Source organism: Streptomyces sp. NPDC006733 (assembly GCF_040636125.1).
Lineage (GTDB): Bacteria > Actinomycetota > Actinomycetes > Streptomycetales > Streptomycetaceae > Actinacidiphila.
In genome coordinates this window covers 179,374-200,400 of the sequence record NZ_JBEYJD010000001.1, presented here as the reverse complement: position 1 = coordinate 200,400, position 21,027 = coordinate 179,374, and the positions used below count along the sequence as shown (strand labels likewise).

Annotated in this window: 19 protein-coding genes; 8 read left to right on the top strand and 11 right to left on the bottom strand. The window is 72.1% G+C overall.

Going from position 1 to position 21,027, the window contains the following annotated elements; translation table 11 throughout:
• The first annotated feature begins 54 nt into the window (after positions 1-54).
• Positions 55-1,263, top strand: a complete 1,209-nt coding sequence (locus tag ABZ721_RS00895) for a tetratricopeptide repeat protein (RefSeq protein ID WP_358786379.1) — start codon at positions 55-57, stop codon at positions 1,261-1,263.
• 16 nt (positions 1,264-1,279) lie between these two features.
• Here ABZ721_RS00895 and ABZ721_RS00890 read toward each other — a convergent pair whose 3' ends face one another.
• Complete coding sequence (locus ABZ721_RS00890; protein ID WP_358786378.1) at positions 1,280-1,651, bottom strand: STAS domain-containing protein; 372 nt, start codon at positions 1,649-1,651, stop codon at positions 1,280-1,282.
• A gap of 346 nt (positions 1,652-1,997) precedes the next feature.
• On the opposite strand from ABZ721_RS00890, the gene ABZ721_RS00885 reads away from it, so the two are divergent.
• Positions 1,998-2,579, top strand: coding sequence for a sigma-70 family RNA polymerase sigma factor (locus ABZ721_RS00885; RefSeq protein ID WP_358786377.1), 582 nt, complete (start codon positions 1,998-2,000; stop codon positions 2,577-2,579).
• Positions 2,576-3,703 (top strand): maleylpyruvate isomerase N-terminal domain-containing protein, encoded by a 1,128-nt coding sequence (locus ABZ721_RS00880; RefSeq protein ID WP_358786376.1) that lies wholly within the window; start codon positions 2,576-2,578, stop codon positions 3,701-3,703. The genes ABZ721_RS00885 and ABZ721_RS00880 overlap by 4 nt, the downstream gene beginning before the upstream one ends.
• A gap of 60 nt (positions 3,704-3,763) precedes the next feature.
• Here the strand turns inward: ABZ721_RS00880 and ABZ721_RS00875 are convergent, their stop codons facing one another.
• Genes ABZ721_RS00875 through ABZ721_RS00860 form a run of 4 tightly spaced genes read right to left on the bottom strand, consistent with a single transcriptional unit; the run spans position 3,764 to position 7,589 of the window.
• Positions 3,764-5,455 (bottom strand): N,N-dimethylformamidase beta subunit family domain-containing protein, encoded by a 1,692-nt coding sequence (locus ABZ721_RS00875; RefSeq protein WP_358786375.1) that lies wholly within the window; start codon positions 5,453-5,455, stop codon positions 3,764-3,766.
• 18 nt (positions 5,456-5,473) lie between these two features.
• Complete coding sequence (locus ABZ721_RS00870; protein WP_358786374.1) at positions 5,474-6,418, bottom strand: glycosyltransferase; 945 nt, start codon at positions 6,416-6,418, stop codon at positions 5,474-5,476.
• Complete coding sequence (locus ABZ721_RS00865; protein ID WP_358786373.1) at positions 6,415-7,152, bottom strand: glycosyltransferase family 2 protein; 738 nt, start codon at positions 7,150-7,152, stop codon at positions 6,415-6,417. The genes ABZ721_RS00870 and ABZ721_RS00865 overlap by 4 nt, the downstream gene beginning before the upstream one ends.
• Positions 7,149-7,589 carry a DUF2304 domain-containing protein gene (locus ABZ721_RS00860; RefSeq protein ID WP_358786633.1) on the bottom strand — a complete coding sequence of 147 codons (441 nt, stop codon included), beginning with the start codon at positions 7,587-7,589 and terminating at the stop codon, positions 7,149-7,151. The genes ABZ721_RS00865 and ABZ721_RS00860 overlap by 4 nt, the downstream gene beginning before the upstream one ends.
• Positions 7,590-7,886: 297 nt before the next feature.
• Here ABZ721_RS00860 and ABZ721_RS00855 point away from each other — a divergent pair, with 297 nt between their 5' ends.
• Positions 7,887-9,212, top strand: a complete 1,326-nt coding sequence (locus tag ABZ721_RS00855) for a hypothetical protein (protein ID WP_358786372.1) — start codon at positions 7,887-7,889, stop codon at positions 9,210-9,212.
• Positions 9,213-9,456: 244 nt separating this feature from the next.
• Positions 9,457-11,175: a hypothetical protein gene (locus tag ABZ721_RS00850; RefSeq protein WP_358786371.1), complete on the top strand. Its 1,719-nt coding sequence runs from the start codon at positions 9,457-9,459 to the stop codon at positions 11,173-11,175.
• Between the two features lie 90 nt (positions 11,176-11,265).
• On the opposite strand, the gene rfbD is transcribed toward ABZ721_RS00850, so the two are convergent.
• Complete coding sequence (gene rfbD / locus ABZ721_RS00845; RefSeq protein ID WP_358786370.1) at positions 11,266-12,168, bottom strand: dTDP-4-dehydrorhamnose reductase; 903 nt, start codon at positions 12,166-12,168, stop codon at positions 11,266-11,268.
• The gene (gene rfbB / locus ABZ721_RS00840) at positions 12,168-13,151 is read right to left on the bottom strand and encodes a dTDP-glucose 4,6-dehydratase (RefSeq protein WP_358786369.1); all 984 of its coding nucleotides are present in this window, start codon (positions 13,149-13,151) and stop codon (positions 12,168-12,170) included. The genes rfbD and rfbB overlap by 1 nt, the downstream gene beginning before the upstream one ends.
• 139 nt (positions 13,152-13,290) lie before the next feature.
• On the opposite strand from rfbB, the gene rfbA reads away from it, so the two are divergent.
• Together rfbA and rfbC are read left to right on the top strand one after the other, a co-directional pair.
• Positions 13,291-14,172, top strand: coding sequence for a glucose-1-phosphate thymidylyltransferase RfbA (gene rfbA, locus ABZ721_RS00835; RefSeq protein ID WP_358786368.1), 882 nt, complete (start codon positions 13,291-13,293; stop codon positions 14,170-14,172).
• Positions 14,169-14,771 carry a dTDP-4-dehydrorhamnose 3,5-epimerase gene (rfbC, locus tag ABZ721_RS00830; RefSeq protein ID WP_358786367.1) on the top strand — a complete coding sequence of 201 codons (603 nt, stop codon included), beginning with the start codon at positions 14,169-14,171 and terminating at the stop codon, positions 14,769-14,771. The genes rfbA and rfbC overlap by 4 nt, the downstream gene beginning before the upstream one ends.
• A gap of 46 nt (positions 14,772-14,817) precedes the next feature.
• Here rfbC and purU read toward each other — a convergent pair whose 3' ends face one another.
• Together purU and ABZ721_RS00820 are read right to left on the bottom strand one after the other, a co-directional pair.
• Positions 14,818-15,672, bottom strand: coding sequence for a formyltetrahydrofolate deformylase (gene purU / locus ABZ721_RS00825; RefSeq protein WP_358786366.1), 855 nt, complete (start codon positions 15,670-15,672; stop codon positions 14,818-14,820).
• Positions 15,673-15,756: 84 nt separating this feature from the next.
• The gene (locus ABZ721_RS00820) at positions 15,757-16,203 is read right to left on the bottom strand and encodes a hypothetical protein (RefSeq protein WP_187145299.1); all 447 of its coding nucleotides are present in this window, start codon (positions 16,201-16,203) and stop codon (positions 15,757-15,759) included.
• A gap of 160 nt (positions 16,204-16,363) precedes the next feature.
• On the opposite strand from ABZ721_RS00820, the gene ABZ721_RS00815 reads away from it, so the two are divergent.
• Positions 16,364-17,623 carry an ABC transporter substrate-binding protein gene (locus tag ABZ721_RS00815; RefSeq protein ID WP_358786365.1) on the top strand — a complete coding sequence of 420 codons (1,260 nt, stop codon included), beginning with the start codon at positions 16,364-16,366 and terminating at the stop codon, positions 17,621-17,623.
• A gap of 64 nt (positions 17,624-17,687) precedes the next feature.
• Here ABZ721_RS00815 and ABZ721_RS00810 read toward each other — a convergent pair whose 3' ends face one another.
• Together ABZ721_RS00810 and ABZ721_RS00805 are read right to left on the bottom strand one after the other, a co-directional pair.
• Positions 17,688-19,163 (bottom strand): hypothetical protein, encoded by a 1,476-nt coding sequence (locus ABZ721_RS00810; protein WP_358786364.1) that lies wholly within the window; start codon positions 19,161-19,163, stop codon positions 17,688-17,690.
• Between the two features lie 307 nt (positions 19,164-19,470).
• Complete coding sequence (locus ABZ721_RS00805; protein ID WP_358786363.1) at positions 19,471-20,853, bottom strand: transcriptional regulator; 1,383 nt, start codon at positions 20,851-20,853, stop codon at positions 19,471-19,473.
• Between the last annotated feature and the right edge of the window lie 174 nt (positions 20,854-21,027).

Genomic DNA, 21,027 nt, shown 5'->3' with positions numbered 1-21,027 from the left:
GACGCGCGCTGAACGTCCGGCCGCGTGGCGCTACCAGGGGTTTGGGAGGCGGACGTGGCGGACGCTACGGACAGTGCGGTTGCGGAGCAGAGCGGTCCGCGGGACCGTCGGCCCGGCCGCGCACAGGCGCGGGTGCACGCGGCGCGACGGCTGGGCGAGGCCCGGATCGCGCTGGCCGCGGGCGACGCGGCCGGTGCGGCGGACCGGTTCCGGGCGGCGCTCGCCACCGCCGGGGACCACGACCTCGCGGACGAGCGCGTCTCGGCCCTGCTCGGGCTGGGCGACTGCGCCCTGGAGACCGGTGAACTCACCCGCGCCCGCGAGCACTTCGAGGCCGTGGAGAAGCTGCTCGGCAGCGAGCCGCTGCCGCGCCGGGCCGCCGCGATCCGCGGCCGGGCGGTCTCCCATCTGCTGGCGGGCGAACTGCGCTACGCCTGCTACCTGCTGGAGACCGCGATCGACGGGCTGCACACCGCCGGCACCCAGGACCCGGACGCGCTGCTGCTCCTGCACACCGCCGTGATCGCCCCCTACATGGACATGGGTGCCCACGCCCGCGCCGCCCAGGCCGCCGAACTCGCCCTCGGGCTCGCCCCCAGCGCCACCGATCCCACGCTGGTCGCCGGGATGCACCGCAGCGTGGCGCGCACGCTGATCGCCGAGGGCCGGATCGCCGAGGCCGACGCGTCCCTCGCCAAGGCCCAGGAGCTGTACGAACGTCTGGGGCTCTGCTCCGACCTCGCGAAGTGTCACTGGATGCGCGGATACGTGCACGCCCAGGACGGCGACCTGGAGCGCGCGGAGCAGGAGCTTCGGCTCGCCCGCGACATGCTGGCGGCCCAGCGGTCCGCGCTCTTCACCGATCAGGTGGAGGTGGAGCTCGCCGACGTGCTGCGGCGGCGCGGCAGCCACTCCGAGGCGGGCGAACTGCTCGGCCGGCTGCTCGACCGCATCGGTCCCGAGCGCGGCGCCATCCACGCGGCGGGCGCGCACCGCCTGCTCGGTCTGATCGCGCAGGAGGACGGCGACCTCGACGCCGCCGAGGAGCACTACGTCAACGCGCTGTCCCTGCTGGAACGCGCCGGCGCGGCCGGCGATCTCGCCGATCTCTGCCGGCTGCTGGGGGATCTGCTGCGCAGCACCGGGCGGGTCGAGGCCGCCCTGGACGCCTACCGGACCGGCCTGGGCCACCGGGCCGCCATCGGCACCACCACCCTGGGCCCGGCTCCGTCGATGCCGCAGACCAGACCGTCGGGGTACTGAACCGGTACCCGGGTGGTCAGGCCGATATCGGCCGGGCCGAGTCGTCGGTCGCGGCGGCGAGGTCCGGGTAGACGTCGAAGAGGCGGCGGACGCCGAGGGCAGCGAGCACCCGGTTGACGTGCGACCCGTCGTCGGCGGCGCCCTGGTCGGGCAGGACGATGCGCAGCCGGCCCGCGCACGAGCGCATCAGGCGGCGGGCGGCGATCAGCACGCCCACGCCGCTGGAGTCGCAGAAACGCACCTCGGCGAGGTCGAGGACCACGCTGCGGCGCCCGTCGGCGACCGCCTGGTGCACGTGCTGGCGCACGGTGGGGGAGGTCAGGAGGTCCATCTCGCCCGTGACGATCACCACGGCCCAGCCGCCCTGGTCGGCATGCGTTACTTCCACTGAGTCTCACCTCGCGACGTCGCTGGGAGCAGCCCGGCCGCCCTGGCGGTCCGCGGAGGCCCGGAAGGCCGCTCCTCTAGGAAAGGCGACAGCGTCATCATGTGAACCCTATGCCCGGAATACCGCAAGGCCGAGCAGTCCAGCGGTCACACCCGCATAACACATCGCCAGAACCGGTCCGAAACGGCAACAGGATGGCGCAAAGGGGCGTCCGCTGTCGTAGGTGGCGGCTACATTCGAGCTGACGGGGCCGGAGGCCGGGTGCGGCCGACCGCTCCGCCGGCACCGACGGACGGGCACGACCGGCGCGCGGTACGGGCGCCGGCGAGGGGAAAGGGGCGGCGGCATGACCACACCGGCACCACCCCGCTGGGACCGCAGGATGCAGCAGCGGCTGGCCCGCGGCGAGGAAGCCGCGCTCGGCGAGTTCTACGACCGGTACGCGCCGCTGGTGCACAGCCTCGCCCACCGCGTGCTGGACGACGACGAGGCCGCCGACCACATCACCCGCGACGTCTTCGGCTTCGTCTGGGAGAACCCCGACGCCTACGACCCACGGCGCGGCTCCCTGCGCTCCTGGATCGCCGCGCTCACCCAGAGCCGGGCCGTGCAGCGGCTGCGCTTCGAGGAGGACCGCGCCCGCGGCAGCCAGGACGAGATCGAGGCGAAGGTGCGCGAGGCCACCACGGCCGCGCGCGCCGACTTCATCGTCACGTCCATGCCGGCCCCGCTGCGCCAGGCCCTCGAACTCGCCTACTTCCGGCGGCGCGACTACCGGCAGACCGCCGCCGACCTGGGCGTCACCGAGGACGAGGCCCGGCGCCGGCTGCGTCTGGGCCTGCAACTGCTGTCCACCGCGATCACACCCGCCGGGCACCCGGGCATCGACGCGGCCTTCGACCCGGGCCCCGACGGGCGACAGCGGTGAACGCCGGGAGGCCGGACACCGGGCAGGGGGAGCTCTCCCCCTACGACCACAGCACGCTCAAGTCCCTGCTGGGGGCCTGGGCGCTGGCCGCCTGCTCGCGCGACGAGTCGCTCGCCGTCGAACTGCACCTCACGGACTGCGCGGCCTGCGCGGACGAGGCGCTGCGGCTGCGCGACGCCGTCGGGCTGCTGCACCAGGAGGAGACGCTCGACCTCGATCCGCTGCTGCGCTCCCGGGTGCTGTCCGGCTGCCTCGACCGCCGCCCGGCCCGCGTCCCGCTGCCCCGCTGGGCGGGCCCGTACGACGCGGAGACCGCCCGGCTGGACGCGCTGCTGCGCGACCTCGGCGACGGGTACTGGGACGCGCCGGTGGAGCTGCGCTGGTACGAGGGCAAGCGGGTGGCCCGCGAGGTCTCCGTCGCGCAGGTCATCGGCCACCTGTACGCGGTGGACGGCCTGGTGGCGTCCGCGCTCGGGCTGCCCCTCGACGAGCTGCCGCTCGACCCCGCGGAACGCACCGAGAGCTACTGGGCCGGCGCGCACGGGCAGGCGGGCGCCCCGCTGCGCGGCGCCTGGCGCGAGCAGGGCCGGACCCTGGTGCGCACGGTGTCCTTCGCCGGTCGGGGCACGGGCGGACTGGACGTGGAGTACGGCGCGTTCACGCTGCCGCTGCGGGACGCGTTCCTCGACCGGGCCTTCGAGTGCTGGATCCACGCCTGGGACATCGCCGAGGCCGTCGACTACCCCTACGATCCGCCGGCGGCGCGGGATCTGCACCCGATGATCGACCTGGCCGCGCGGATGCTGCCCACCGCCATCGCGGGGCGCCGCCGCGCCGGGCTCACGGCCTCCCCGGCCCGCCTCACCACCGCGGGCTCGCCTGGCCGCTCGGTGCACCTGGAGATCGAGGGCCAGGGCGGCGGCAACTGGTACATCGCCCTGGACTCGCCCGGCGCGCTCGCCACCGCCGGGGAGGCGGTGGCCCATGTCGCCCTCGACAGCGTCGAGTTCTGCCAGCTGGCCGCCGGCCATCTCGAACCCGAGCGGATAGCGGTGGGCCAGGACGGCGACCGCGAGGTCATCCGCGACGTGCTCTTCGCCGCCGCGTCACTGTCGAGGCTGTGAGCGGACCCCGCCACCCGCGCACCGCAGGGTGCGCGGGTGCGACATGCGTCGCACGGCGGGTCACATGTTGTACCTGAACCGGCCCGTCGGACGGGCGTACTGGTCGTAGTTGTCCACGGCCGGGTGGGCCTTGGCGGCCGGTCCCGACTGGAAGGCACCGATTATGTTCTCCGCCACCTTGGTGGCGAATTTCCCCGTCACCTTGGGCAGTTTGCCCCAGCACGGGTTCGCGTCCACGGCACACGTCCAGCCCAGGGTTCCCGCGCTGAAGACACCCGCACCGGAAGCAGCGGTGTAGTAGGTCGAATTGGCGAAACTCTTGTCCCTGCCGTTGATGACCACCGGCGAATTCGAGAGGACCTGGATGGGACGCGGCGTGTCGGCGTCCGAGAAAACCCGGTCGAATTCACTGCGGACGAGCCCCGGGTACTGCGAGCCGGCGCGCGCGCCGGTTCCCTTGTAGATCCAGGCGTCCGGGTCGGTGACCACGTACGGGGCGAGCACACCGGCCCATTCGTACTGGATGCCGAGGAAGGAGGCCTCGGGGCGCGGGTTGGGCGCCTGCCGCCACTGCTTCGTGGCCTCGTCGGCGTTCGTGAGGCTCATCGGGTCCTCGGAGGCGTCCTTGTAGCAGGTGACGACGCGCTCGCGGCCCAGCGGAGAGGCCTCGAACCGCACGTGGCGGTAGGCGTTGTTCGCGCCGAAGAACGCCAGGTTCACGCCCTTGTCCCGCAGCGCGATCGTGTTGGTCCGCATCCCCGACGACCAGTACTCGTCATGGCTCGGGAAGATCATTCCGCGGGCGCCCCTGAAACGGCCCGGGTCGGAGTCCAGCTCCAGGGAGGTGCCGTAGGCCAGCGGGATGCCCATGCGCTCGGCGAGCGTCAGCATCGGCAGCTCGTGCCAGCCGAACAGGCCGTCACCGGCCCCCGCGTACGGGCGGTCGAAGCTGACCTTGCGCGCCCGGTCGCTGTAGCCCTTGACGCCGCCGTAGATGTTCGCGCCGCCCCAGGAGTTGTACGCGGCCCACGTGGCGACCGCGTTGATGAAGACGCTGCGGCCCTCGGCGGACTTCGAGCGCACCGTCAGCGGCACCCAGCGGTCGTGTCCCGCGGCGGAGACGAGCTTCAGCCGGTAGTCGCCCTCCGGCCAGCCCTTGGTGGAGATCTCCAGGGACCGCTTCCAGGGGGCGCGCGCCATGTAGATCTGCGGGGTCATCTCGCCGTCGGCCTGCCGCTGGCCGCGGATGTGGGAGGAGGACCAGACCAGCCGGCCCTGCTTACCGCCGTACCAACCCATTCGGTAGGCCTCGACCCGGAAATCACGAGCGGGGGTGGAAACGTACAGCCCGAATGCGTCACCCGGGTCAACACTCACCCGATCGGCATAACCCTCGATCGCATTCTGCGGACCGGGGCTCTTCAGTTTCCAGTCGGTCGTGCCCTCAAGCGAATTCTCCTTGACGACATTGATTCCGACGGATTTACCCGGACCACCCTTCTCGGGCGGCGGCGTCACCACCTGCACCGGCGGGCGCCCTGGTGTCGGGAGCGCGGTCACCGTCTCCTTGGCGCTGTCCAGCAGGTTGGTGCCGTACTGGACGCACACTGCGACAACTACGCCGAGAGCGGCGACAAGGAGAGCTATACGGCGCAGATTCATGATTTTACGATCATACAGGCGTGCTGGTCCGGGGAATGGGAATTCCCCGAACCAGCCGAAGAAGGCCGATAACGATTCGTTCACCGGCATGGTGCAGCTGCGTAACAATCAGGCGTTCGAGCCCTTGCCGATGGAACCAAACGCGTGCCGAATCAATCCGCGGGTGCTCCCCCGGGGCCCGCGGCGGGCCGCGGCGGGCAGCAGGGTGAGCGCGTGCAGCCGCGAGGACCAGTAGCGGCGGGACGCCTTGGCCGCACGATTCCAGCCATGGGCCGTCAGCCGTTCGGCCGTGTCCCGGAAGAACCGCCGTGCCTCGTCGAAGCGGTCCCCCGAGAGGGCCTTCGCGGACGACTCACTGACGGCGTGCCTGCGGTACTGGAACGCCACGGTGTCCGTGACGACCAGCGAGGCCCCGTCGAGCAGCAGGTCGACGACGAGCGCCAGGTCCTGGATCACCCCGAGGTCGGCCTGGAAGCGGAACTTCCGCATCACTTCGGTACGCCAGCAGATGGACGGGAAGTAGAGCCAGTTGCCGCGCAGCAGGCTCACGGCCAGGTCCTCGCCGCTGAGCATGAGGGGGCGCGCGCCCTTCGGCGCGTAGAGCTTCTCCTTGGTGGTGTCCACCAGGGTCCGCGACAGCTTCCCCTCACCGTCGATCACGTCGACGCCGGGCTGCACCATGGTCGCCTTCGGCTCATGGTCCAGAGCCGCGCGCACCGTGCGCAGGTAGTTGGGCAGCAGGAGGTCGTCGCAGCCCATCAAGACGGTGAACTCGCCCTCCGACAGCTCCAGGCACCGGTTGAAGTTGCCGGTCACCCCGAGGTTCCGCTCGTTGCGGAGGTAGCTGACGCGCTCGTCGCCGAGGGCGGCGAACCACTCCGGTACGCCAGCCTCCTTGCCGTCGTCGACCACCGTCAGCCGCCAGTCGTCCCCGTCCTGGGCCAGCACGCTGCGGACGGCGTCCTGCATGAGGGTGACGTCGCCGTAGTACGGCATCAGGATGTGGAAGCGCGGCCCGGCGGTGCTCCCGCCGGGCTGGACCTGGTCCGTCATGCCGTCACCATCGTGTGCGGCGCCTCTTTCGGCACCCGGCGGATCAGGGCGAGCAGCAGCACCAGGCCGGCGCGGGCCAGGTAGACCATCGCGCGCAGCGGGGAGTGGCTGGGCTTGCCCGTGGTGCGCGGCCGCATCGCGACCGGGACCTGGCGGACCTTGTAGCCGCAGCGGATGGCGCCGACGGTGCTCTCCACCGTGTCGCCGAGGTACTCCACCGGGTACCAGCCGGCGAAGAACTCGATCAGGTCGCGGTTGCAGGCGCGGAAGCCGGAGGTGGCGTCGGTCAGCTTGGCGCCGGCCAGCCGGGACATCACTCCGGACAGCAGCCGCATCGCCCAGCGGCGCGGGCCGCGCGCCTGGTAGTCGCCCTCGCCGCCGAAGCGGGCGCCGACGACCAGGTCGGCGTTGTCGAGCTCGCGCAGCAGGGCCGGCACGTAGCTCGGGTCGTGCTGGCCGTCGGCGTCGATCTGGATCGCGACGTCGTAGTTGTACTCCAGCGCGTAGCGGTAGCCCAGCCGCATGGCGCCGCCGACGCCGAGGTTGTACGGCAGGCGGGCCACGTTCACGCCCTCCGCCGCCGCGACCTTGGCCGTGCGGTCGGTGGAACCGTCGTCCACGACGAGGATGTCCGCGTCGGGCAGTTCCTTGCTGATCTCACCCAGGGTCGTCGCCAACCCGGCGTCCTCGTTCCACGCCGGCACGATCACCAGCACCCGTCGGCCGTCGATCATGCCCGGGCCTCGCGATCATCCGAAGTGATGGGGGAAGAGGTGGCGTCGTCGGCGTCCCGGTCCGGGGTGCCGCCGGTGCCCGGCGTGCCGGCGACCGGCTTCACCGCGTTGGCGGGCATCGGGTCGGCGCCCTGCGCCAAGTGGGCCCGGATCAGGGCCACTTCCTCGGCCAGGGTGCGCGTCTCGGCTTCGAGACGGCTGGACTCCCAGCTCAGGTGCAGTGTGACGAGGAGCACGAGGACGAAGCCGGCGAAGAGCACGAGGCTCACGCCGGAGGCGACGCCGAGCTTGTTGGCGATCGAGTCGAGCCAGGTCGGGAAGAAACCGAGCGGGGCGATGATCAGGCCGATGAGCAGCCACAGGGCCGCATACTTCTCGCGCAGTTGCTGGCGACGCAGCAGCTCGACGATGCATCCGAGCACCGCCAAGCCGGTCACCGAGGTAAGCACGGACAATTGCACGATTCAGCCGTCTTTCCGGTCGGAGTACGAGGCCGCCGCGTCATACCGACGTCCGTTGACGTCCAGGGAATGACCGGCTACCTGGCAGAGGGCGAAGAAGACGTCCCGCCAACCCGCGACTGGGTGGCGACGTCACACACGCTGCCGGACACGGCGCTCATGGTACCCCCTGGCCACAAGAGCCGAAAGCCGGGCGGGCGGGCGCACCGCGGGGCCCGGGCGGACCGGCCCGACCAGTACCTGTCAGGCCCTCCGGGGTATTCTGGCGGCCACATGAAGTCGCCCACAGCACTCCTGCGCACGCTCCCTTCCGGGACCCTTCTCGTCGGGGCCGGGGTGGCGGCGAACGCCGGTGCCTCGTACATCTTCCTGGCCCTGGCCGGACGGACCCTCGGCCATGACGACATGGCCCAGATCTCGGTCCTGTGGTCGGTGATCGCCTTCGCCGGGATCGGACTGTTCTTCCCCGTCGAGCAGGAACTGACCCGGGTGGTGGCCGCGCGGACCGCCTCCGGGCTGGGCGCGGGACCCGCCATCCGGCGCGGGATACTCACCGCCACGGCGATGCTGGCCGTGGTCCTGGCCGCGCTCGCCGCGGCCTCCGGGCCGCTGGCGGACCTGCTGTTCAACGGCGACCGGTCGATGGTCGCGGTCCTGGGGGCCGCGTTCGTGGGCTGGGCCGCGCAGCACACCGCGCGCGGCATCCTCGCCGGGTACGGGGACTTCCGCTGGTACGCCGTGCAGCTGACCGCCGACGCGATCCTGCGGGTGGGCGCCGCGGTCGCGCTGCTGGCCGGGAACGGCTCCTTCCTCGCGTTCGGCCTGGCGATGGCGCTCGCCCCGCTGCCCGCCGTGCTCCTGTGCGTGCCCTCGATGCGCCGGGCGTCCCGCTCCGGTCCCGCCGCCGACGCCGGTGAGATCCACAACGGTTTCGCGGTCCTGGTCGTCTCCACCACGCTGATGCAGGCCGTGGCCAACGCTCCGGTCGTCACCGCCAAGCTCCTCGACCCGGACAACGCCCCGCTCGTCACCGCCCTGGTCTCGGCCCTCATCCTGGTGCGGGTCCCGCAGTTCCTGGTCAGCTCGATGCAGGCGTCCCTGCTGGTGGAACTGACCGGGCGGCACACCGCCGGCGACAAGGCCGGCTTCAAGCGCACCCTGCGCGGCAACCTGCTGATGGTGTCGGCCCTCGGGGCCGGCTGGGCGATCGTCTGCGCGGTGATCGGCCCGGCTTTGAACGAGACGGCCTTCCACGCGCCGCCGGCCCTCAGCTCCCTGGACTTCGGCCTGCTGGGCCTGGGCGCGGTGGCGCACCTCGCGGCGATCGTGCTCAGCAGCGGCACCCTGGCCACCGGCGGCCACCGCATACTGTGCGTCGCCTGGACGGTCGGGGCCCTCGCCCTCGGCACCGCCCCGCTGCTGCCCGGCGGCACGGCGCTGCAGGTGGAGCTGTCGTACGCGGTCGCCGCCGGCGCCGCGGCCGTCGCCCTGCTCTTCGGGCTGCGCGTCGGGCTGCGCAACTTCGACCGCCCGTTCGATCCGACGACCAGGACGCTCGTCGGGGACGCCGAGGCGATCGGCACCGTCAAGCCCGGCTGACAGCCCGCTGCCCAGCGCCTGCGGGGCCGCCCGGCGGCAAACGCCGATCGGTATTCCCGTACGATCTGGAACGCTGTCCCGCCGAACCTCATCCCTATCGGTGTGAACAGCACACCTCACACGTGAAAACGGGCGGCCAACACGGTTGCCGCCCTACCCGTCCGGCCCCGGCGCACGTACACGACCCCGAGGCGGTCACGCCGTTGCCAGGGCGACCGACCGGATCGCTGGAGCTGACTGAGATATGACACCGACCGACGCGCCGAGCGCGCCAGGAGCAGCAGGGGTGCTCGGCACCGCGGCTGCCGCGTTCAAACCCTGGCGCAAACGGCTGGCGATGATCGCGGCCGAATTCGCCGTCGCGATCGGGGCCGCCCTCGCCTTCGCGCGGTGGAGCACCACCATCGCCGTCAACCCGATGACCCGGATCGGACAGGTCAGCGGGCTGGCCGCGCTCCAGTTCCGGCTCATCGCGGTCGCGCTGCCGCTGCTCGCGCTCGTGGTCTGGTCGGTCTTCCGGGCCAGTCCCCGGGTGCACCGCATCGTGCTGCGCCTGGTCTGCGCCGCCGTCGCCGGTCTGGCGACGGGCATGACGGCCGGCGGACAGGTCGTCGCCCTGCGCGGCACCCCCTGGCCGCTGAACGGCCAGAGCGGCGACAACGGGCGGCTGGAGGCCTGGGCCACCCAGATCCAGCACACCGGCCACATGGTCAACATCTACCCGCCGGTGCTGCCGCACCTGACGGCCTTCTGGGCCGACCACTTCGTGGACAACCACCAGACGGCCTTCGCCCTCAAGTGGATCCTGATCATCTCGATCGCGCTCACCGGCCCGGCCGCGTACCTGGCCTGGCGGATGTTCCTGCGCCCGCTGCCCGCCCTCGGCGTCGGCATGCTGGCCGGTATCCCGTCCGTCGTGGTCTACAAGCCGTACAGCCCGCTGGTGCTCGTCGTCCTCATCCCGCTGCTCGCCAAGCTCCTGCAGCTGATGCGCAACGCACCGCGCCGGCCGTACCCGGCCGTGGCCTGGCGGGGCGCCGCCGTCGGCGCGATGCTCGGCATCCTGTTCATCGTCTACTCCGGCTGGCACGTCTGGTCGGCACCCGGGATACTGCTCGCGATCGTCGGGCTCTTCCCCTGGCGCTCCGGGCGCGACGGGATGCTGCGGGCCGGCGCCTTCCTCGGTTCGGCCCTGCTGGCGTTCCTGATCATCGGCGGCAAGTACGGCTACATGCTGCTGTCGGCCGCCGACAGCACCAAGGACCGGTTCTGCTCGACGCTGACGCTGGTCGATCCCGGCTACATCGCGATGACGCCGTTCTACACCCGCAACGGCAACCTGCCCGGCATGTGGCCGCCGCCGGGCGAACTCGGCGGCGTCGGGGTGTTCACCGCGCTGATGATGGTCGGCGTCGCGGTGGCGCTCACCGTCGGGCTGCGCCGCTCCGCCGTCATCGGCGTCGTCGCCTGCTTCGGCAGCGCGTGGGCGATCCGGTTCTTCTTCGCGTCCCACATGGAGCGCGACCAGGCGGTGCAGCTCTTCCCCCGCACGTACCAGACGCTCCTGTACTGCGGTCTCGCGCTCTTCGGCCTCGCCTGCGTGCTGACCGGCGAGCGCGTCAAGGAGCGGCTCGCCGCGATCCCCGCGCTGCAGTCGCCGGCCTCGTCGCGCAACGCGGGCCGCTACGCGGCCGTCGGCGTCCTGGCCGCCACCGTCGTGCTCACCGGCATGGCGGCCTCGGCCCAGTCCGACCCGTTCTTCCCGGAGAACCCCAAGGGCGTCAGCACCATGGGACGGCTCGCCTACCAGGCGCACCGGCTCGCGAAGCCCGACGGCACCTGCTCGAAGTTCGCCCCGCACGGCACCTGCGACAAGCCGCGCAAGCTCAACCCGATCTCCCCGCCGGAGACGGACCAGTTGCTGCACGGCTGCGAGTACGCCTGGCGCAAGGACCAGCCGTAGTCCGGTAGGCGGCGAACGACGAAGGAGGGGCACCCGCCCGGGCGGGTGCCCCTCCTTCGTCGTTCGGTCGTTCAGCCGGTCGCCGCGAACTCAGGCCCCGGAGGGGAACACTCCCGCCGCGACCGCCGCCTCCAGCTCGGCCCGCCAGTCGGCCATCGGCGGCAGCCCGGCGGCGGACCAGCGGTCGTGGCCCAGCACGCTGTAGGCCGGGCGCTTGGCCGGGCGGACGAACTTGTCGGCCGTGGTGGGGCGGATCCGGTCCGGGTCGAGCCCCGACAGCTCGAACGCGGCGCGCGCCAGCTCGTACCAGGTGGCCTGGCCGGAGGCCGTGCCGTGGTACGCGCCGGCCGGCGCCTCGCCCGCGAGGGCGGCGCGGCCCAGCTCGGTGAGCCGGACGGCCAGCGCGCGGGCCCAGGTGGGCTGGCCGAGCTGGTCGTCGACGACGTCGAGCGTCTCGTGGGTGGCGCTGAGCTTCAGCATGGTCGCGACGAAGTTGCGCCCGTGCGCTCCGTACAGCCAGGCCGTGCGGACGGTGTAGCCGGTCTCGGGCAGCAGCTCGGCGACCGCGCGTTCACCGGCCAGCTTGCCGCGGCCGTAGGCGTTGACGGGCCCGGTCGGGTCGTCCTCGCGGTACGGCTCCTTGGCGTCGCCGGGGAAGACGTAGTCGGTGGAGACGTGCAGGAGCACCGCGCCCGCCGCGGCGCAGGCCGCGGCCAGGTGGCGCACCCCGTCGCCGTTGACGGCGGTGGCGGCCGCCTCGTCGCTCTCCGCGCCGTCCACGTCCGTCCAGGCGGCCGCGTTGACCACGACGTCGTGTCCGCGGACGGCCGCTAGCAGCGCCTCGGGGTCCGTCAGGTCCAGGTCGGCCCGGGTGGCGGCGGTGACGGCCGCGGACGCGTCGGCGGCCGTCACCGCCGCCACGACCTCCCGGCCGAGCATGCCGCCGGCCCCGGTCACCAGCCAGCGCGTGGCGCCGGTGGGTGCGTCGCCCATCAGAGCGCCGCCTTGGCCTTCAGCGGCTCCCACCAGGAGCGGTTGTCGCGGTACCAGGCGACGGTGTCGGCGAGGCCCTGGTCGAAGCTGATCAGCGGCTCGTACCCCAGCTCGGCGCGGGACTTGCTGATGTCCAGGGAGTAGCGCAGGTCGTGTCCCTTGCGGTCCTCGACGTAGTCGACCATGTCCCAGTCGGCGCCGCAGGCCGCCAGCAGCCGGCCGGCCAGCTCCTTGTTGGTCAACTCGGTGCCGCCGCCGATGTGATAGACCTCACCGGCCTTGCCGCCCTGCAGCGCGAGCGCGATGCCCCGGCAGTGGTCCGAGACGTGCAGCCAGTCGCGGATGTTGCTGCCGTCGCCGTAGAGCGGGACCTTCTTGCCGTCCAGCAGGTTGGTCACGAACAGCGGGATCATCTTCTCGGGGAAGTGGTGGTGCCCGTAGTTGTTGGAGCAGCGGGTGACCACCACGTCCATGCCGTGCGTGCGGTGGTAGGCGAGCGCGATCAGGTCGGAGCCCGCCTTCGCGGCCGCGTACGGGGAGTTGGGCGCGAGCGGCCAGTCCTCGGTCCACGAGCCCTCGCTGATCGAGCCGTACACCTCGTCCGTGGAGACGTGCACGAAGCGGCCGATGCCGAGCCGGTGCGCGGCGTCCAGCAGGGTCTGGGTGCCGAGCACGTTCGTGGTGACGAACGCGGCGGCGCCGGTGATCGACCGGTCGACGTGCGACTCCGCGGCGAAGTGCACCACCGCGTCGTGGCCGGGCAGGACGGAGGCGACGAAGTCCGCGTCGCAGATGTCGCCGAGCGCGAACCGGTAGCCGGGCAGGTGGGCGACCGGAGCGAGGTTCTCCGGATTGCCGGCGTAGGTGAGTTTGTCCAGTACGGTGACGGAGGCGGTCTCGAGCCCCGGCATCTCCCCTGACAGGACCGCGCGGACGAACTGCGAGCCGATGAATCCGGCGCCACCGGTAACAAGAATGTTCATGAGTGCCAGAGTCCAGTCAGGCCCCTACTGGGGGGCGGCGTAAGATGGTTTGCTTCGCCGTAACTCTAGCCGTTCCCCGAGTGCGGGGGCGATGCCGAGCGGTCATCGGCCGCCTGCCAGCGGAGAAAGTAGAAACAACATGCGTGGTATCCTCCTCGCCGGCGGGACCGGGTCCCGGCTGTGGCCGATCACCAAAGCGGTCTCGAAACAGCTGATGCCGGTCTACGACAAGCCGATGGTCTATTACCCGCTGTCGACGCTCATGATGGCGGGAATTCGCGACATACTGCTCATCACCACCGAGCAGGACCAGGAGCAGTTCCGCCGACTGCTGGGCGACGGCTCGCAATTCGGCATCAATATCGAATACCGCACCCAGCCGAATCCCGGCGGAATCGCCCAGGCATTCCAGATCGGTGCGGACTTCATCGGCGGCGAGCCAGTGGCGCTCATTCTCGGTGACAACATCTTCCACGGCGCGGGCCTCGGGCGGCAATTGCAGGACCACAGCTCCCCCGACGGCGGTGTGATCTTCGCCTACCAAGTGAAGGACCCGACCGCGTACGGCGTCGTCGAGTTCGACGAGCACGGCAACGCGCTGTCGATCGAGGAGAAGCCGGAGCGCCCGAAGTCGCGCTTCGCCGTCCCGGGCCTCTACTTCTACGACAGCCAGGTCGTCGACATCACCAACGGCCTCAAGCCCAGCGCGCGCGGCGAGCTGGAGATCACCGAGGTCAACGCGACCTACCTGCGGCAGGGCAAGCTCCGCGTCTCGGTGCTGGACCGCGGCACCGCCTGGCTGGACACCGGCACCTTCGACTCCCTCGTCCAGGCCTCGGAGTACGTCCGGGTCATCGAGGAGCGGCAGGGGCTCAAGCTCGGCTGCGTCGAGGAGACCGCCTGGCGGATGGGGTTCATCGACGACGAGCAGCTGCGCAAGCTGGCCGAGCCGCTGCTGAAGAGCGGCTACGGCGACTACCTGGTCAACACGCTCGCCCTGGAAGAGGACCTCCCGCGATGAACATCCGACCGCTCTCCTTCCACGGCGCCTGGGAGATCACCCCCCAGCAGCACGGCGACCCGCGCGGCCTCTTCCTGGAGTGGTACCGCTTCGACCGGCTGGAGGCCGAGGTCGGCCACCCGATGCGGCTCGCGCAGGCCAACATGTCGGTGTCGTCGAAGGACGTCGTGCGCGGCATCCACTTCGCCGACGTCCCGATGGGCCAGTCCAAGTACGTGACGTGCGTGCGCGGCGCGGTGCTCGACGTCGTGGTCGACCTGCGGGTCGGCTCGCCGACCTTCGGGCAGTGGGAGGGCGTCCGGCTGGACGACGTGGACCGCAAGGCGCTCTACATCGCCGAGGGCATGGGCCACGGCTTCGCCGCCCTCAGCGACGACGCCACGCTCTCCTACCTCGTCTCGGACGTCTTCCGTCCCGACAAGGAGCACGGCGTGCACCCGCTCGACCCGGAGCTGGGCATCGACTGGCAGACCGCCGCACCGCAGCTGTCCGCCCGCGACGCGGCCGCCCCGAGCTTCGCCGAGATGCGCGACGGCGGCCGGCTGCCGGACTTCGACGTCTGCCAGGCCCGCTACAAGGAGCTGGGCGCCGGCGCCTGACCGGAGCCGCTCCCCACCGGACCGGTGGGGAGCGCGGCACCGCGCGTCAGGCGAAGACGACCGTGCGGTGCCCGTTGATCAGGACGCGGTGCTCGCTGTGCCACTTCACGGCGCGCGCCAGCGCCTGGCACTCGACGTCGCGCCCGATCGCCACGAGCTGCTCGGGGGTGACCTCGTGCCCCACCCGCTCGACCTCCTGCTCGATGATCGGGCCCTCGTCCAGCGCGGCCGTCACGTAGTGCGCGGTCGCGCCGATCAGCTTCACCCCGCGCGCGTGCGCCTGGTGGTAGGGCTTGGCGCCCTTGAAGCTCGGCAGGAACGAGTGGTGGATGTTGATGATCCGGCCGGGCAGCCGCCTGCACAGGTCGTCGGAGATGACCTGCATGTAGCGGGCCAGCACCACCAGGTCCACGCGCTCGGCCTCGATCAGCTCCAGCAGCCGCGCCTCCGCCTCGCCCTTGGTGTCGGCGGTGACCGGAAGGTGGTGGAACGGGATGCCGTACGAGCCGGCGAGCTCCTCGAAGTCCCGGTGGTTGGAGACCACGGCCGCGACCTCGACGGGCAGCGCGCCGATCCGGGTGCGGAACAGCAGGTCGTTCAGGCAGTGCCCGAACTTGCTGACCATAAGGACGACCCGCATCTTCTGGTCCGCGGCGTGCAGCTGCCAGTCCATCTGGAAGGCGCCGCCGATCGCCGCGAAACTCGCGCGCAGCTTCTCCAGGTCCACCGGCGGCTCCGCCGTGAAGTGCACCCGCATGAAGAACAGCCCGGTGTCCTGGTCCCCGAACTGCTGGCTGTCCACGATGTTGCAGCCGGTCATGAGCAGGTAGCTCGACACGGCATGCACGATGCCCGGCTTGTCGGGACAGGACAGCGTCAGCACATATTGCGGCTCGTTCACCCCGCCACCCTCGCATATCCGGCGGCCCCGGCGGCGCCGCCGTCCGCCAGACGGTACGCGGCCGGGCCGCGGCTGCGGGCGTGGTCAGGCGGTGCGCGTGTAGATCGCCAGGACGTCCAGGGAGCGCGGCGGGGCGTCCACGTCGTCCCCGTCGGCCGTCGCGAGCTTCACGTGCGCCTCGCGGGCGGCGCGGACCGCCTCCGGCCACGCGTGGTGCTCCAGGTACGTGCTGACGGGCGCGTCGGCGCCCACCTGGTGCAGGATCTTCAGCACGCGCAGCACCGCCACGTCGACGAGGGCGGCCTCCTGCGAGTCGCGGAAGATCGTCCCGACGTACTTCTCTGCGGACCAGTTGTCGAGCCAGGTGTCCTCGACGAGGCGGTAGACGGCGTCGGTGACGTCGCCGAAACCGGGCACCCCGGCGAGCCAGCACTCCTGCTGGAACACCGGGTCGCTGATCATGTGCAGCGCCGAGCGCACATTGCTGCGCCAGCGCCACCAAGGCATGTCATTGAGCGGCATGCCCCCCATCGTGGAGGAGCGGGCACCGCGGCGGGAAGTCTTCTCCGAAGTCTGCACGGTGACCGATCGTACGTTCCCGCGAATCCGCACCTGTAATTCACCTGAACGTGACGCTGCGTTCTCCGGCGGTCACCCACGCGTTGGGCGCGGAACGGAAACGTCCATTGTCATGACTGAGCGGCGTTCGCGCATGGCTGTCCTGTTGGCTGTATCGACGACGTGCGCGGCGCTGATCAGCGGCTGCGGTGTGCTTCCGGGGAGCGCGGGGGGCTCCCCGGGCCCCGTAGTCGTCATGACGTGGGCGCCGGACGGTACGAAATCAACCAACATGCCCGGAATGCCTGCCATGGCGCAGGCGTTCGCGGCGCACATCAATGCCACGGGCGGGCTGAACGGCCGCGAGCTGAAGGTCATCACCTGCAACGACCACAACGATTCGGTCGAGGCGGCGAAGTGCGCGCAGCGGGCCCAGGACAAGGGCGCGGTCGCCGTCCTCGGCTCGTACAGCGAGCACGCCGCCAGCTTCACCTCCGCCCTGGAGTCGGCCGGGATCCCGTACCTCGGGGGGTACGGGCTCACCCAGGAGGAGTTCCAGAGCCCGATGTCGTACCCCGTCAACGGCGGGCTGCCGGCGCTGCTGACGGGCAACGGGAAGCAGCTCGCCGGTACGTGCTCGAAGGTCAGCCTGGTCCGGCCGGACACCATCGTCGGCGACCAGTTCCCGCTGTTCCTCGACGCCGGCCTCAAGGCGGGCGGCCGGCCCGCCGCCGGCGACCTGCCGACGGCCGACGACTCCACCGAGTACACCGGCGTGGCCCAGCGGGCGATCGGCGGCGCCCCGACCGGCTCGTGCGTCGCGGCCGTGCTCGGTGACCGCACGGACACGTTCGTCGACTCGTTCCGGCGGCTCGGCAGCGAGGTGTCGAAGGTGCGGCTCGCCTCCGTGATCGGCAGCGTCCAGCAGTCGCTGATCGACAGCACGGGCGGGAAGTCCAGCCCGCTGGAGAACGCGATCGCCACCGGCTGGTACCCGCCGACCTCGGACCCCAAGTGGAACCCGATGAAGGCCGTGGTGAGGCACTACGCCTTCGGCGACAACCGGATCGACGTCGCCGACCCCGGCGTCCAGACCACCTGGATCGCGTACTCGGTCTTCACCGAGGTCGTCCGGGCGATGGGCGACGAGCAGATCACCGCGATGACGCTCAAGCGCGCGCTGGACAAGGCGACCGGCGTCTCGACCGGCGGCCTCACCCCGGACCTCGGCTGGCGCAACGAGAACATGCTGCCGGTGCCGGGCCACCCCCGGATGGTGAACGCGAAGGTGGTCTACCAGGTCGTCCACGACGGCCAGCTGGTCGCCGCCCGCACCGGCTTCGTCGACATGGCGCCGACGCTCGGCCGCCCGGTGAACCACGACGGGCAGTAGGACCGGCCCCTGAGGGCGCCCGCGTCCACGGGCGCCCTCAGGGGCCGTTCACCACGCTCACTGCTCAGAGCTGCGAGTACTCGCGCTCGGTCAGGCCGTGCTGCTTCGCGATCCCGTTCCAGATGCGGACGGCGCGCTTCTTCTCGGTCGTCGCGGTGCCGCTCTCGTGGTCGCCCACCGACTTCTGCGGGGTCCCCTTCGCCTTGCCGCCCTTGCAGGTCTTGTTGTCGCTCGCCGCCTGGTCCGCCCAGGACGCGTACGCGTTGTCGGCGGCCGCCGACGCCGCCCACGCCTTGTTCAGCGCCTCGGTCAGTCCCTCGTGCTGCGGCAGCTTGTCCACCTGCAGGCCCGCGAGACGGGTGACGAGCGTGGCGCGCTGGCCGGCCGCCGCCCGCAGGTCGTTCGCCGCCTGGGGCAGGTTCTTGCAGGACTTGATCGACTCGACCGCGCTGACCACGGAGGAGCGGCTGCTGCCGCTGTCCTTGAGCAGCGCGTCCAGCGCCTTCGCCTGCTGCGTCACCGCGTCGTCGGCTCCGCCACCCGGCTGGGCGGACGCGCCGGTCGAGGCCGGCGGCTTGGTCGTCGCGGCCGAGTCCTTGCTGTCGCCGTCGCCGCCCATGCTGAGCGCGGCGCCCGCGGCCAGTCCGGCCAGGGCGCAGCCGCCGACGACGATGCCGATCACCGCGCCCCGCGAGAGCCGTCGGCGCGACCCGCCACCGCCGCCGTTCCCGCCGTCGTAGGAGTCCGGGTAGCCGGGGCCGCCGGGCCCGCCGGGAGCGGGCGCCTGCGGCGCGGTCTGCGCCCGGTACGGCTGGCGGGCCGGCTCCGGCCTCGGCTGCTGCCGGGGGCCCTCCTGCCGGTACAGGTGGTCGTAGTCGCCCGGAGGGGTGGTCTGCGGCTCCTCGTACGGCTGTCCGTACGGGGGCGCTGTCCGGGGCTGGTCGGTGGACGGTTCGTCGAAGATCGAGAGCGACAGGTGCCGGGTGGCCTCCGCGTCGCTCTCCTCCGGGTACCCGCCCGGCCCGGTTCCTGCCCCGAACTGCTCGGGCGGGAACTGGTCGGGGGTGTAGGACCCCGGCGTGTAGGGCTCCGGGGCGTAGGGCTCGGCCCGGAAGGGCTCCTGCGGGTACGGGCCGGGCCCGAACGGGTCAGGGGTGGCCGGCTCCGCGGGCGGCGACGCGCGCGGGTACGGCGGCAGGAACTGGGTGGCGTCCGCCTCCGGCACCGGTGCGGCCGCCGCGGGCGCCGGCGGGGGCATGGTGGGCGGCGCCGGCGGCATCGCGGGCGCCGGCGGGGTGTCCTGCGGGTACGGCGGGAACATCATCGTCGCGTCGGCGGCCCCGGTGCCGGCCTCGGGCGGCAGCGGCTGCGCGGCGCCCGGCGCCTGGTTCCAGGGCTGCCCGCCCGCCGGCCGTACGTGGTCGCCGTAGTGCTGCGGCGGCTGCTCCGGCGGCAGCACCACGCCCCTGCGGGGCTCGGGCGCTCCCGGGTTCTGCCGGTACTGATCGTCCGGCGTCTCGTCGCCGTGTCCGCTGTGCATCGCCGGCACTCCCGCCTCTACCCCTCGTCGGACCCGTCATCGGACTCGACGGCTCACGCTACCGGGTCAGCCTGAGAACCCACCACGCACCCGATCGGGGGAACGCCGGACATGCCCGGGTTGACGACGGGGAAGAGCCGAATGGCGAGGTTTGGGCCGTCTCTTGGGCCACCCCGCGCGGCGATGTCGTTCCGGTAACGATTCCGGCGGACGGTGATTCCGCCGGCACCGCGAACGCTCGGACCCGACGACCGGCGCGGGGAGAGCCGGGAGAGCAAGTCCCCAGGTCCGCCGGGTCCGCCGGGCGCTAGGCCGCGGCCTCCTGCTCCTGCAGCCGGGCGCCGAACTCCCTTACCGCGGGCTCCGCTCCGTACGGTTCGAGGCGGTGGCGGAAGCCGTCGAGGTACTCGGCACCTCGGTGCGAGCGCAGCCCGGTCAGCAGCGTGACCGCCTCCGCCCCCGTGGCGCAGGCCTGTTCGACCTCGCGCTGCTGCACCTGCGCCTCCGCGAGGAGGAGCAGGCCGATCGCGCGGCGGCGCACCCGCGTCACGGGGTGGCCGGCGAGGGACTCCTCGGCGCGCCGGGCGGCCGGGGCCGCCTGCCCGAGGTCGCGGTGGCCGTGCGCCAACTCGTCGGCCAGGTAGGCCTGGTCGAAGTGGGCGATCCAGTCCGGGTCGTCGTCCGCGTCGGACCGCTCCAGCGCGTCGACGGCCTGGCCTGCCACGGAGGCGAACGTCCGGGCGTCGCCGAGCAGCGCGTGCCCGCGGGCCTCCGCGGCGTAGAACATCGCCTGCGCGGTGGGCGTGACCTGCCCGCGCGCGCCCTCCTGGGCGGCCCGTGCGAGCTGGGCGATCTCCCGCGGGTTGCCGAGCGTCTCGGCGAGGTGGCTCATCCCGGCGGCCAGCACGTAGCCGCCGTAGGCGCGGTCGCCCGCGGCCTGCGCGAGCCGCAGCGCCTGGATGTAGTAGCGCTGGGCGAGCCCCGGCTGGCCGGTGTCGACGGCCATGTACCCCGCCAGCTCCGTCAACCGGGCCACCACGGCGAAGAGCTGACGCCCGGTCGCCTCCCGGTAGGAGCCCGCCAGCAGGCCCGACACGACGCTGTTGAGGTAGTGCACGACGACGGGGCGCACGTGGCCGCTGCCGAAGCGGTGGTCCAGGTCCACCAGCGCCTTCGTCATCGCCCGCACCGCCTCGACGTCCGCCCGGCCGACCCGGGAGCCGCCCGAGCGGGCGACCGCGGCGTCGGGGCGGGTGATCAGCCAGTCGCGGCTGGGCTCGACGAGGGCCGAGGCGGCCACCGTCGACCCGGTGAGGAAGTCCCGGCGCCCGACGTCGCTGCGCCACAGCTCGCAGACCTGCTCGACCGCCGCGACGACGGTGGGCGCGAAGTGCAGCCCGATGCCGGTGGCGAGGTTCTTGCCGTTGGCCATGCCGATCTCGTCGATGGAGACGGCGCGGCCCAGCTTGCGGCCCAGCGCCTCCGAGATGATGGCCGGCGCCCGGCCGCGCGGCTGCTGACCGCGCAGCCAGCGGGCGACGGACGTCTTGTCGTACCGCAGGTCGAGGCCGTGTTCGGCCCCGCACATGTTGACCCGGCGGGCCAGGCCGGCGTTGGAGCAGCCGGCTTCCTGGATGAGCGCCTGCAGCCGTTCGTTCGGCTGCCGCGCCACCAGTGGTCGTGCGGCCATGTCGTGCCCCTCCTTCATCGCGGGACCACGGGCTCGCGCCCGGCGTTCCGCCCCCCTGGGGTAGCTCCGGTGATCTTCTGCAGAAGATCAATGCCCAGAGCACGTGACGTGGATTCGCCGTTTTCACGGCTTTTATTCCCGGGCGTACGTCACCGCGCCCACCAGGGACTACCC